This is a genomic window from Colwellia sp. MB3u-45 (assembly GCF_014077005.1).
GTDB lineage: Bacteria > Pseudomonadota > Gammaproteobacteria > Enterobacterales > Alteromonadaceae > Cognaticolwellia.
In genome coordinates, this window is the sequence record NZ_JACGVC010000044.1 from 184,138 (window position 1) to 197,030 (window position 12,893).

The 12,893-nt window shown below is 38.9% G+C and carries 12 protein-coding genes; 8 read left to right on the forward strand and 4 right to left on the reverse strand.

The window, feature by feature from the left end; genetic code table 11:
* Nucleotides 1-32 precede the first annotated feature (32 nt).
* From H4J41_RS06115 to H4J41_RS06140, 6 genes are all read left to right on the forward strand, one after another.
* Entirely contained in the window at nucleotides 33-2,594 is a 2,562-nt protein-coding gene (locus H4J41_RS06115) for an EAL domain-containing protein (protein ID WP_182136625.1), read from the forward strand.
* A gap of 226 nt (nucleotides 2,595-2,820) precedes the next feature.
* A complete protein-coding gene (locus tag H4J41_RS06120; RefSeq protein ID WP_182136624.1) occupies nucleotides 2,821-3,300 on the forward strand; it encodes a winged helix-turn-helix transcriptional regulator in 480 nt (159 codons plus the stop codon).
* Nucleotides 3,301-3,546: 246 nt separating this feature from the next.
* The gene (locus tag H4J41_RS06125; RefSeq protein ID WP_182136623.1) at nucleotides 3,547-5,241 is read left to right on the forward strand and encodes a M28 family metallopeptidase; all 1,695 of its coding nucleotides are present in this window, start codon (nucleotides 3,547-3,549) and stop codon (nucleotides 5,239-5,241) included.
* A gap of 73 nt (nucleotides 5,242-5,314) precedes the next feature.
* Complete coding sequence (locus H4J41_RS06130; RefSeq protein ID WP_182136622.1) at nucleotides 5,315-6,154, forward strand: HDOD domain-containing protein; 840 nt, start codon at nucleotides 5,315-5,317, stop codon at nucleotides 6,152-6,154.
* Between the two features lie 185 nt (nucleotides 6,155-6,339).
* Entirely contained in the window at nucleotides 6,340-7,764 is a 1,425-nt protein-coding gene (locus tag H4J41_RS06135) for a sodium-dependent transporter (RefSeq protein ID WP_182136621.1), read from the forward strand.
* A 111-nt stretch (nucleotides 7,765-7,875) separates the two neighbouring features.
* Complete coding sequence (locus tag H4J41_RS06140; RefSeq protein WP_182136620.1) at nucleotides 7,876-8,769, forward strand: class I SAM-dependent methyltransferase; 894 nt, start codon at nucleotides 7,876-7,878, stop codon at nucleotides 8,767-8,769.
* 102 nt (nucleotides 8,770-8,871) lie between these two features.
* Here the strand turns inward: H4J41_RS06140 and H4J41_RS06145 are convergent, their stop codons facing one another.
* Complete coding sequence (locus H4J41_RS06145) at nucleotides 8,872-9,486, reverse strand: LysE family translocator (RefSeq protein ID WP_182136619.1); 615 nt, start codon at nucleotides 9,484-9,486, stop codon at nucleotides 8,872-8,874.
* Between the two features lie 40 nt (nucleotides 9,487-9,526).
* On the reverse strand, nucleotides 9,527-10,405 hold the full coding sequence (locus H4J41_RS06150; protein ID WP_182136618.1) for a DNA ligase: 879 nt from the start codon (nucleotides 10,403-10,405) through the stop codon (nucleotides 9,527-9,529).
* 219 nt (nucleotides 10,406-10,624) lie between these two features.
* On the opposite strand from H4J41_RS06150, the gene H4J41_RS06155 reads away from it, so the two are divergent.
* Together H4J41_RS06155 and H4J41_RS06160 are read left to right on the forward strand one after the other, a co-directional pair.
* Nucleotides 10,625-11,164 carry a hypothetical protein gene (locus tag H4J41_RS06155; RefSeq protein ID WP_182136617.1) on the forward strand — a complete coding sequence of 180 codons (540 nt, stop codon included), beginning with the start codon at nucleotides 10,625-10,627 and terminating at the stop codon, nucleotides 11,162-11,164.
* Nucleotides 11,165-11,354: 190 nt separating this feature from the next.
* Nucleotides 11,355-11,609: a PGPGW domain-containing protein gene (locus H4J41_RS06160; RefSeq protein ID WP_182136616.1), complete on the forward strand. Its 255-nt coding sequence runs from the start codon at nucleotides 11,355-11,357 to the stop codon at nucleotides 11,607-11,609.
* A 104-nt stretch (nucleotides 11,610-11,713) separates the two neighbouring features.
* On the opposite strand, the gene H4J41_RS06165 is transcribed toward H4J41_RS06160, so the two are convergent.
* Both H4J41_RS06165 and H4J41_RS06170 read right to left on the reverse strand, forming a co-directional pair.
* Nucleotides 11,714-12,430 carry a DUF3581 family protein gene (locus tag H4J41_RS06165; protein WP_182136615.1) on the reverse strand — a complete coding sequence of 239 codons (717 nt, stop codon included), beginning with the start codon at nucleotides 12,428-12,430 and terminating at the stop codon, nucleotides 11,714-11,716.
* Between the two features lie 116 nt (nucleotides 12,431-12,546).
* Nucleotides 12,547-12,813 (reverse strand): GIY-YIG nuclease family protein, encoded by a 267-nt coding sequence (locus H4J41_RS06170; RefSeq protein ID WP_182136614.1) that lies wholly within the window; start codon nucleotides 12,811-12,813, stop codon nucleotides 12,547-12,549.
* Nucleotides 12,814-12,893: the final 80 nt, after the last annotated feature.

The window sequence follows — 12,893 nt, forward strand, 5'->3', positions numbered from 1 at the left end:
TAAACATTTAACTGTGCAGTATGGTGTAAAAGTTGACAAATTCATTAGATACATTAGCCAATTCAAATACAGGTTCGGCAAAAGAATCTCTTACATTATTGAACGAGTATCAAAAGCTTCAAGACCGCTACACCACCTTATTGACCCTAAACCAATTATCAATTGATTGTGTTGACCTTAGTGAATTTTTTAAACAAGTTCATCACGTCATTGCTACTGTGATGAGTGCCAATAACTTTTACATCGTGCTATATGAACAAACATTATCTACCGTAGAGATTGTTTATCATATTGATGAGAAAGACAAAATGGAGCTGGGTGTTTACCCCATGGATGACTTTAAAGGTTCAATAACAAATTATGTTATTGAACATGGAAAAGCCTTATTGGCGACACCAGAAGTTATTGCACAACTAGCGCAAGAGAAAAAAATTAAGTCTATTGGAGCCTCCGGCATCGATTGGCTTGGCGTACCTTTGATACATGATGGTTTTGTCATCGGGCTTATGGCCGTGCAAAGTTACTCTGCAGCAACGCGCTATCAAGAGTATGAACGAGATTTACTGGAATTTGCCGCTCAACATATTGTCACTGCATTAACGCGCTTACAGGATCGAGAGCGATTACAAGCCGCTGTTGATGCACGTACACAAGAATTAATGGCACAAATTCGCGATCGAGAGAAAGCGGAGTTACTGCAAGAGTCGTTATACCGAATTTCAGAACTCACCAATGATCACGATTTAGATATTGATACTTTTTACAACATGGTGCACAACATTGTTGGACAGTTAATCAATGCAGAAAATTTTTATATTGCTGAATATAATCAAATAGATGATGAACTGTTTTTTGCTTATCTCCTTGACCAAGGCTGTAATAACACCGACCAAAATTATCAAGCAAGAAAACTGTCAAACCATTTTACTGAATTAGTTTTAAGAAGCGGCGAAACTGTGTTGCTAGACCAGCAAGCTATGTTAGCGTTACATCAACAAGGTAAAACCATTAAGCCGGATGTTAATGTTGTATCGTGGCTTGGCGTGCCATTAGTTCATGCGGGTGAAATGCTCGGTGCTATGGTTTTACAAAGTTACCAGCAAGCCATATGTTTTACGGAACAAGATGCTGAGTTATTGCGATTTGTTTCACGCCATGTGGCCTCAGCGATGAATCGTCGTAAAATTACTGATAATGAGCGCAAAGCGCATGAACTGTTAGAGCACCAAGTAAAACTGCGCACTGCCGATTTAGAAGATGAAATTAAACAGCGTAAAGCAGCCGAAAAACAACTGCAGCATGCTGCCTCACACGATATTCTCACCGGTTTACCTAATCGAGGCGTATTTATTGAGGTATTAAATAGTGCTATTGCTTGTAATAAACGGCGACCAGAATTTAAATTTGCTGTATTTTTCCTAGATTTAGACCGCTTTAAAATGGTCAACGACAATTTAGGTCATCACGCTGGCGACCTGTTATTGAAAGAAATTGCTCGAGCGTTAATTGACGTGGTCAGAGGCAATGACACTGTTGCGCGCTTAGGTGGTGATGAATTTGTTATTTTAATAGAAAATATAGAAAGCACTGCTGGAACATATGAAATTGCCGATCGCATAACAGCCTTGTTATCTTCACCCTTTATCATTGAAAAGCAGACCATATTTATAGGCACCAGCATAGGGGTGTTATTTAATGACGAACGCTACACCAACGCGGATTCTATGCTCAGAGATGCCGATATAGCCATGTATCACGCAAAAAATAACGGTAAAGGGCGCTTTGAGGTCTTTGACTCAAGTATGCATACAAAAATGCAAAATGCCTTGTCACTGGAAACTGATATTCGAGAGGGCATTGATAACCAAGAATTTATGCCTTACTTTCAACCTATAGTACAACTTGTTGACGGTAAGATCGTTGGCTTTGAGGCTTTGGCGCGCTGGCAAAGTGATAAGCGTGGCTTTGTGTTACCGGATGCTTTTATAGCACTAGCAGAAGAAACCAATTTAGTGATGGCGATTGATTTACAAATTCTAGAAAAATCATGCCAACAACTCAAACTGTGGCAGCAGAGTTCAGGCTCAGATCAACTTTATGTCAGTTGTAACTTATATTGTAATCATTTTTTCAGTTTACATTTACCGCAAGATATTCAAGCTATTATCGATAAAACCGGTGTGCAACCGCATCAAATTCGTGTCGAATTGACCGAGCGAGCTTTGTTAGACAATAGTGATGTTGTGCTCGAAAATATGCGGTTATTGAACAAAATGGGTGTGAAGATATTACTCGACGATTTTGGTACCGGCTATTCGAGTTTAAGCTATTTGCATCGTTTTCCAATGGATGTGATCAAGATAGATCGTTCTTTTATTAATAGTGTGCACGAAAGAAGTAATCATCAAGCGATCATTAAAACCATTATTGATTTAGCCGCCAATTTAAATATGGAGACGGTGGGTGAAGGTATTGAACATGAATCGGATGCGCAATTATTAAGAGCAATGGGCTGTGTTTATGGTCAAGGTTATTACTATTTTAAACCGTTACCAGCCGAAGAAATAACTAGCCTTTTGTTCAGTCAAAGCTAAACCCTAGCATTTAGTACTGAAAGAAAAATGCGGTAAAAATCCACTAATAACGATCTTATGTGTGGATTTTTTAGATCTAACCTTAGCCAAATAATTATTTTATCATCATAAGGGCTATTTTTGCTCTGCATTTAAATGAACTAAAATTTGAATGTGTTGGAGTTTTTTAGCTGTTTGCGGTAATTTATGCTGTAAATAAAGTGATTAACCATAAAATTGACTGAAAATGACAAGTAACAAACCTAAAACCTTAGACCGTATCGATTTAACTATTTTAGATGCTTTACAAAAAAATGGTCGAATTTCAAATAGTACACTGGCACAACGAGTCAATTTAAGTGCTAGCCCGTGCTTAGAGCGGGTAAAACGTCTTGAACAAGAAGGCTATATCGAGCGCTACGGTGCTTTTTTAAATGCCAGTAAATTAAATTATGGCATGACAGCTTTTATTCAAGTGACCCTTGATCGTACCACTGCGGATATATTTAATAAATTTCGTGCACAGGTTATTGAAATTAAAGAAGTAGCTGAATGCCACATGGTAGTTGGTGGCTTTGATTATTTATTAAAATTACGTTTTGAAAATATGGAAGCCTATCGGATACTATTAGGTAATATTGTTGAGTTGCCAGGAGTCTCTCAAACCCATACTTATGTGGTTATGGAGCATGTAAAGCGCTACTCGGGCGTACCTATTTTCGACTAACAAGCACAAGCGTGCAAAGTTATATTAACACTGCTTGGTTTAGCCAGCGTTTGCTTTTGCAATGTGGAACTAGTTTTCTTACATGACAGTCGATATAGTGTCTTGAGATGTTTTTAGCCAATTTTAGTCAGGTATATTGCTAAATAGGCCAAATGTAATTATAAAATAATAAAACCAAATGACTGCATTAATTGCCCAATTAGCAAGTAATTTAAGTGTCCAATTGGTAGAGGTTAATGAAATACCATGAATATATACCCATCAAAGATAATCAAAAAATCAAGCCTAGTTGCCCTGGCTATCATCGCTTTATTTGGCTGTAATAAGCCAACCTCTGCGCCCTTGCAAATTAACCTAAAAGACTTATCTAGTGAGGTTAATGCTGACAATATCAAAGCCCATATAGAATTTCTGGCTGATGACACCTTACAGGGTAGAGATACCGGTAGTAGTGGCTACCAAATTGCGGCCAACTATGTGAAATCTTATTTTAAGCAGCTGGGGTTAACTCCACAAGGGAGCAATATCACCAATGAGTCTCTCGGTTTTGAACAGCAAGTCCGATTTCGTAAAAGTTATCTTATTGACGACTCTGCCCAAGCAACTATTCATGGCTTAGCGGGCGACATTGAACTGAATTTTTTGACCGATTTTTTAATGTCAGGCTCAAGCTTACAAAATGAAACGGCGATTACCGCCCCAACCGTGTTTGTTGGTTACGGGGTTATATCTGCAGAGTTTGGTTATAACGATTATGAAAACATTGATGTTAATGGCAAAATTGTTGTTGCTTTAACCGGCCGACCTGATGATTTACCCTCTGAAGAAGGTGCACATATCGGCTCAAATGCCGAGAAGAGTCGACATGCTGCAGAACATGGTGCTATCGGTTTTATTACGATACACAGTCCCAAGCGTGAAAAAGTGCGCAGTTTTGAAAAATCAGCGCAATATGCAAAAGCGCCGAGTGTCAGCTGGCTTACTCAAGATAATATGCCGTTTGGTAAACAAGAAAAAATTATAACAGGAGCTTATATAGCCCCAGAGGCAGCCGAGGCGTTATTTGTAGGCGCAGCAAGCACACTAGCGGATATTTATGCTGCCGACACTAATGATATGGCCATTAAAGGTTTTGCTTTGCCTTATCAAGTTACCTTGAAAAACCGCTCACGTCATGAACAGATCACTAGCCCTAATATTATCGCTGCCGTTACAGGTAGCGATGAAAAATTAAAAAACGAATATGTTGTCTTTAGTGCCCACCTTGATCACATTGGCATAAGCGTTGATAGTGACAATGAAGACACTATCAATAATGGCGCCTTAGATAATGCTTCGGGTGTGGCCATTTTACTTGAAACCGCACGTTTATTAGCACAAATGCCAATTAAGCCAAAACGTTCAGTGTTGTTTGTTGTCGTGACCGGCGAAGAAAAAGGTTTGCTAGGTTCGAGTTATTTTGCCAATAATCCCACCCTACCTGTGTCGCAATTAGTCGCCAATGTGAATTTAGATATGCCGTTAATTTTATATCCTTTTGCTGATGTTATCGCTTTTGGCTCTACTCATTCAACGATGGGGAAAATTGTCGCGACAGCAGCACAGAAAATCGATATAGAACTGAGTGAAGACCCAATGCCAGAACAGGCGCTTTTTACCCGTAGTGATCATTACAGCTTTGTTAAGGTTGGCATTCCATCGGTCTTTTTAATGACAGGTTTTAAATCAACAGATGCAAGTATTGATGGTGGTGCAGTATTTGGTGATTTCTTGAAAAATCATTACCACCAACACAGTGACGAAATCAGCTTACCCATAAATTACCAAGCGGCGGCTAACTTTGCATTGGTTAATATGATGATAGGTTTAGAAATTGCTAACCAAGTGGCACGACCAGAGTGGCATAGTGATGATTTTTTTGGTTCAACATTTGGGCAATAAATAAACTGACAAGCTTTTAATTAGGGCGATTAAATTCAGTCGTGAAGCGCTTAAATAAGGAAATTATGAATTAATGAATGCTCTTGAATATGCCCAGCAAGCCAATGGTTCTTTTGCCTTACCCGACGCGTGTTTTAAAATAAAAGCCTTAATGGAAGATGAGAGTTCTACGCTAGAAGATTTCGCCAATGTCATCCGTGTGGATCCCTCGATGACATCGCGTTTATTACAAATGTCTAATAGTGCCATTTACAGCTTCCCGGGTGAGATCAGTACCATTTCACGTGCCATTACTATTATTGGTACGCAAGCCATCTACAACCTGATGCTAGTCGACGTAGCCGCGACAGCCTTTAAGCACTTTTCAAATCAGTCGATCGATTTAAAGCGCTTTTGGCGTCTCAGTGTATTTTGTGGTTTAGTGACAAAGAACTTAGCCATTACCGCCGGAATTCGAGACATAGAACGGCTATTTGTTGCGGGCTTATTACAAAATTTTGGCGAGCTTATTGTGGCCAAAATTTCGCCCGCGTTAGCAAAGCAATGCGAAGCTTATAATGCGGATGTATTACCGTGGCAATTACAGCAACAGGTATTGGGTTTTAGTTACGCTGAAGTCTCTGCTGAGTTACTTAAAATTTGGCAGTTACCAGAAAAAATAATTTTACCTATTCGCCACTATAATAATGCCCATAATATTGAACTCAATAAAGATGTTAACGTGCTGTATTTAGCCTCAAGATTGGCATTAGTCGCGTGTCATCCGGAGATTTTTAGTTACGATGATAGTATTGATGCAACACTATGTCAGGCCTTGAAAATATCAACAGATGATTTAGAAATTGCGGCAAATTTCGCGACAATAGAAACCGATAATATCTTCAATATTATGAACGTAAAGTTTTATGGTTAATGGGGCTTAACAAGTGCAACAAATATTATACAGGCTACTCGATAAATGCTGCGGTTAAAAACAAGACTTTATTAAAGAAGCCTGCTAGCATCGATCAGTTAATAAAAGTTACCTCAATAAAAACGGGCGCTGTGAAGTAAAAAATTATAATTATTAGCCCTAAAAAAATACAACGAAGGATACTTATGAGTACAGAAAGAGAGCATTTCAGTTCCCGCTTAGGGTTCATTTTAGCCGCTGCGGGTTCTGCAGTTGGTATTGGTAATTTGGTTGGCTTTCCAGTGAATGCGGCCAAAAACGGTGGTGGTGCATTTTTATTAATGTACGCTGTTTTTGTTTTACTTATATGCTTACCTGTGATGGTTGCTGAAATGGCCGTTGGTCGCAAAACCGCGAAAGAACCGGTGGGGGCTTACAAAGCGTTGAGTGGCGGTAGTAAAGCTTGGGGGGCGGCAGGTTTTCTTGGCGTGTTAACGCCCTTTATGATTGCTGTATTTTATATGGTGATAACGGTATGGATTTTTGGCTATCTTGTGCTAACACTAAGCGGTAATTTAGATTATTTAGCCAGTAATAACGGCTTTAGTGAGTTTGTTAATAGCCCCTACTTATTTTTGGGTATGATTGTCGTGGCAGCCATTATTAACTTTATTCTTGTGGCGGGTGTTAAAGATGGCATTGAGCGCGCCTCAAAAATATTGATGCCAACCTTGTTTATTATGCTACTGATTATGGTGGGTTATGTCCTAACACTAGAGAATGCGCTTTTAGGTGTTGAGTTCTTTTTAATTCCGGATGTTGCTAAAATTACCCCATCGGTAATTAATGGCGCTTTGTCACAAGCATTTTTCTCCTTGTCTCTAGGTATGGGGATATTGATCACTTATGGCTCTTATATTGACCGTAAAACGGATATTGTTGGCTCCGCAAAACTTGTTGCTCTGACCGATACGGCGGTAGCATTCATCGCTGGCTTAATGATTTTACCCGCGGTATTTTCATTTAATCCCAACGTTAATCCAGCTGAATTAAGTGATAGTTCAGTGTCATTAATTTTTACCTTTTTACCTAAAATATTTTTAGCATTACAAAGCTCAATCGGTTACATCGGCGCGAGTGCTGTTGCGGCATTTTTCTTCACTTTAGTATTCTTTGCTGCCATCACCTCACTAGTGTCAATTTTAGAAGTACCGGTTTCCTATCTAGTCACAGAGAAAAAACACAGCCGTAAGAAAGCATTGTCAATATTATTGATGAGTGCTGGGCTACTCACTATTTTTGCTACCTTGTCGTTTGGTATGGTGTCATTCTTTACCGAGTTTACCTCATATGCCGGCGGCGTTCGGTCATTTTTTGATGTGGTATATGATGTTTTCTACGAGACTATTTTACCCTTGAATGGCTTTTTATTATGTGTATTTGTTAGCTATCGTTGGAAGAAACTTAATTTATCTGAAGAGCTAGCGAGAGGTAATGCAAACTATATAGGGTCTTGGGCCGAAAAGTATATTAACTTCTCTTTAGGTACTTTTATCCCTGTTATTGTTTTTGCTATCTTTATTAATACTGTGCTGCAAAAATTCTTTGGCTATAGCATCTTTGGCTTTTAAACATTTGGTAAGCAAGCATAATTTAAGATGAATAAAACACGTTAAATAAGACTTAAGGCCGGATAATTTGTTATTATCCGGCCTTATTTTTTCTAGCTAGAGCTGCTTATAATGATTGAATTTATCTCCGTATCTGATTTTAGTGAAAGCCAGCGACTATTTCATGGCCGTGGCCATGCATACCCCGCATTGTCACATGTCAATGTTGATTGGTTTGAACCCGTCATTTTGATCAGTTTATATCAAGAAGTTGAAGCTCATTGGCTAGCAGAACAAGTAGCGGCTTTACAGACTTTGAGCGATAAGTGTCAATCAATTCAAGTGCAATACCGCTGCCGTAAATTTGCTCCATGTGAATTGCTCTGGGGGCAGGAAGTCACTGACTTGTGTGCTGTAGAGTATGGTTTGAAATACCATATTAGTTTAGGTAAAGCGCAAAATTCAGGTTTGTTTTTGGATATGCGTAATGGCCGAGACTGGGTTCAAAAGCATAGTGAAAATAAGCAGGTATTAAATTTATTCTCTTATACTTGTGCTTTTTCTGTTGCGGCATTGGCTGGTAACGCCAGTAAAGTGGTGAACGTTGACATGAGCAAAAGCTCATTAACTAAAGGTCGAGAAAACCATAGATTAAACCAACAAGATCTCAGCAAAGTTATTTTTGAAGGTGTTGACATTTTTAAGTCTTATGGACGCCTGAAAAGGTATGGACCGTATCAGTTATTAGTGTGCGATCCGCCATCTTTTCAAAAAGGGAGTGTTGATATTGTCAGAGACTATAAGAAAATTATTCGTCGCTTGCCTGAGCTAATGTCAGATAATGGTGATGTATTGTTGTGCTTAAACTCTCCTGATCTTAATGTGGATTTTTTAATGGCTGAGGTTGCAAGAGAATGCCCTGAGTGCGTTTTTCAGTATCAACTTAAGACACCCGCAGTATTTAAAGAAGCGCATCAAGGTAAAGGGCTTAAATGTTTGTATTTTATATATAAACCGAGTGCATAAATTTCAATTTTTTCCTGTCTAGTTTGCTTGTCTAGTTTAGGGTCAAGCAAACCTTATTATTATTTGTCTCAGCTAGTGAACATTTGTCCACTTTAGATAGTCTTAATTTAACACCACGCGTGCGGCCAATAAAATCAAAAAGCTACCGGTAACCTTGTCTACCAGATGACTATTAGCTTTTAATTTTTCTAAAATAGGCCCGCGTGACATCATAAAAGCAATAATGACATACCACAGCATATCAATAATGCCGACAGTGGCGGTCATCACAGCTTTTTGCTGCCAACCTGCATTAGGATCAACAAACTGACTAAATAAAGCGAGAAAAAAAATCGCTAATTTAGGGTTCAAAAAAGCAATCAAAAAACCATCTCGCCAACCATTAATGGTTGGATCTATTGTTTTACCTTGTTGGACAAACTGAATGTTTTGTTGTTTACTCATTAGCGCTTTAATACCCAAGTACAAAAGAAAAGCCGCACCAGCGTATTTTATGGCTGAAAACAACACGGGTGATTGCACGATAAGCAGGCCGATACCTGTTGCGGTTATTGCCGCATATAACGCCACACCTAAGCCGTGACTGATGGCGGTGGCATAACCTTGGCCTGCACCACCATTTAAAGTGTTTTTAATCACTACGGCCAAGCTTGGGCCTGGTGAAAGAGCACCAAGAATACAAATAACCACGAGTGATAGCCATAAATGAAACTCCATAATTTAATGCGCCTTAAATTGGTTAAGTTGATTTGTGCGACTAATGTTGATTTTTAATGCGAAGAAAGCTGGCAAATTTTGGCACACCCCGTTGTGTTTTACCAATGTATTTATAGGTTATTATGCTGCCAATTTTAGGTGGTTGCTGGCGCTGCTGATCGGAAAAACCTGTGCCTATTTTAAACGTGATACCTTCGGGGGTTTTTACTTTAACGGCGCCCAGTAAACCCTGGTATTTTCCTTTACCTAGCGTATGCGCAATGACTAGCGCTTCAGCGTCTTGATATATTTTTAGTTTTAATAAGCTCTTGCTACGGCCACTTTGATAATTTGCTGATGCTAGGTGCAGCATTAAGCCCTCGCCATTATGAGCAACAGTGTCATCCAACAGATCATACAAGGCCATATTACTGGCTAGCTTTTTTTGCTTAATCATCGCGAGGTAAGGCGAGCTATTACTGGCTATCAATTGCTTCATGGTCACAATACGCTGAGTAAAATCAGCGCTGTGATTGGGTAAGTCGAAAAGCATTAATTTAAGCTTTTTCCAGCATTTTCCATCTGAGTGTTTACGTCGAACACAGGCGCTGATTTGGGCAAATTGTCCTCGGCCGCTCCAAAGTTCACCCCCCATAGGTATGTTAGGCCAATGTTCAATAAACCAACCCGGTGGTGACAAGACATTACCATTGCGGGTTAATAGTTGTTGTCCAGTCCAGTATCCGCGAACACCGTCTAACTTCTCGCTTACCCAGTAATCTTCAATAACCGCGCTCTGCTGATATTTAGTAGCAAGCTGTAGCCGAGGCTTTTGTGGCTTTTTTATTTCTAGGTTTGCTTGCTGAGCAAGTACGCAGGGGAATACGAAGATTAAAAAGTTAAAGCAGAAAATTTTTTGATATGTGGTTGCTTGAAACATCCTTGTTCCTTTTCAGTATCTGAGCCCAAATGATCAAAACGAATATCTTGGGCAGTTTTAAAGAAAGTATAGAAGCATTTCAGCATTTTGGGCTATTCGTTTGGTGACTTACTTAAAAAATACTTAAACAATACTTTAGGAAAACAACTATTTAAGGTCGAAATTTCTTCAATGTTGACTACACTTTTGCATAAAATAGAATTTAATGGATGATAGTCGATGAAACGGATAATGCTTTGTAGCCTAATGTTGATGCTTTTATGCGCTTCATTTTCAACGACAGCGGGGAAAAAACACTGCCAAGACTATCGTCAAAAACTCGATAATATTCAAGCGCAACAACGCCAAGCCAGTACACATAAACGCAGTCATAGTTTGTCGAGCAAAGAAGCTAAAGCACGCGATAGATGGTGGCGCTGTGAAACCGGTAAACTTAAAGCTAAGTCTAAAGCTAAAGGTAAGTCCAAGTCCAAGCAAGAGAAGAAATCAAAGCAAAAGCTCGCTAGTAAGAAAGCACAAAATAAAAACCGTAGTCAATCCGCTGCCCTTAAGCTATACAAAAATAGTAAAGCTTTAGTGCCTTTTGCTAGCAATAACCCTCTAGTGATGCGTTCAAAATATCAAGGTGAACAGTTACAGGCTTGGCTGGTATTTTATCAACCAGCGAAAAAGTGTGCTCGACCAAAATCTATACAAGATTTTGCTAAATGTGTTGAAGACAAGCGTAGCCAACAAACTGAATTTGAAAACAGCTATTAAGCTTGTGTTTGTAATATTCACGAATTGATTGTCTTTTACACCACTTGAGTATCATGACTTCAAGGTGTTTTGAATTTAGTTGTTTGATAACTAATGATAATTATTTTTGGAACGGCTTTTGCTCTTAACTTGTTAAGTAGGATTGTTAAATAGGCTTATAGACAAGTTAACAGTAAAGAGGGCGTAAAGTATGCAAAAAAATAGACTATTAAAAATAAAGCGCATCGCAAGCATTATGCTAGGTTTTTTATGCTTATTGCTCGGTATGGTTTTTATCTTACTGCCTGGCCCTGCGATGATTTTTATACCGCTGGGTTTAGCGATGTTAAGTTTGGAATACCCGTGGGCAAAAATAGGCTTAAAAAAAAGCCAAGGCTACTTTCGTCAAGCGGCAGTAAAAACAGATCAAGGTTTGTCTTGGTTGGGGAGAAAATTAGGTCGTTAATAGCAGGTGAGATGTGATTGTAACGGCTTGCATAGTGCTTAATTTAAGCGCTAATAAAAGTGAGTCATTAGCTTTAATCTCAATGACTCACTTTTATTATATCGTTAACTTTTCTGGGCGATATACTGGGCTTTAGTATGATTATATTGCGTGACAATACTATCAATGGTCTCTTGGCAGTAGTCTCGCAAGCCACTTAGTAGCATGAACTTTTTACCGTGGCCGATGATTTTTTCTTGTGAAACTAAATCAAATGATAAACAGGCGTTACCGCGTTTGCCTTCTATCGCTAAAGTGGTTGAAGATAAACGTAAGGTGATATCTTGAAAATCAAGATTATCCAGTTTAATAGACATACTTTCATACATAACCATAGGGCGAGTTGGGTTGATCATCACCTTATTCTTTTGCATTAAGTCGACCAAAATATGTGGAAAAGTATGTCCTGAAAATTCAACATAAGCGCGCGTTAATGCTTCAATCGATTGGCTATTTTTTGTGTGATTACCGGCCACCGACATATTCAAATATTCTTTTTGTTTATCGTCAGTAATACGCGCGGTGCTGTTGATTTCTGTTGGAATATTTAAGGTAGTGGCGTCTGTGACCATACCAGAAAATCTAAAGCTCATTTCTTGGTGCAATCCTGCGCGCTCTAATATTAATGAAAACAGTAAGTCACCTGGAACACAAAAGCGTTTAGCGTTTATGTCATGTAGAGGATTAAAATCATCAGCAATTTGTTTAGCAAAATCACTCGCCTGTTGACGTGTGAAACTAATTTTATCATCCGAAATTCGGCAATAATTCTCTAAAAACATGGAGTCTTGTCATCACTTTAAGCTATTGAAATCGGTGCTATTCTATCAGTATGCTTAGTCAAAATCGAAGCTTATTAATATTTAACTGACAAAGCAGACCAGTAAAACTAAGGCCTTTAAGCTAACAGCTGCAGCGAATAGTTATAAACGAGTTGTTCTTTATTATGTTTGCTAAGTTGCTTAAGTTGATACTCGCGACGACTTGCTTGCTGTCGATTTGGTTGAGATTCAGCGTAAGCTAAAGTTACCGGACGGCGAGCTCGGGTATATTTTGCCGCTTTTTTGTTACATTCGTTGTGCTCAAGTACCCGTCGTTCAAGTGAGGTGGTAATACCCGCATAAAGGCTATTGTCGGCACAACGAAGAAAATAAACGTACCACATAGTAATAAAGTCTGATCAGAGAGCTAATGATGCATTTTCGCAATTTTTTTGTTGAGATTCGAGATAAAAATGAATTAATA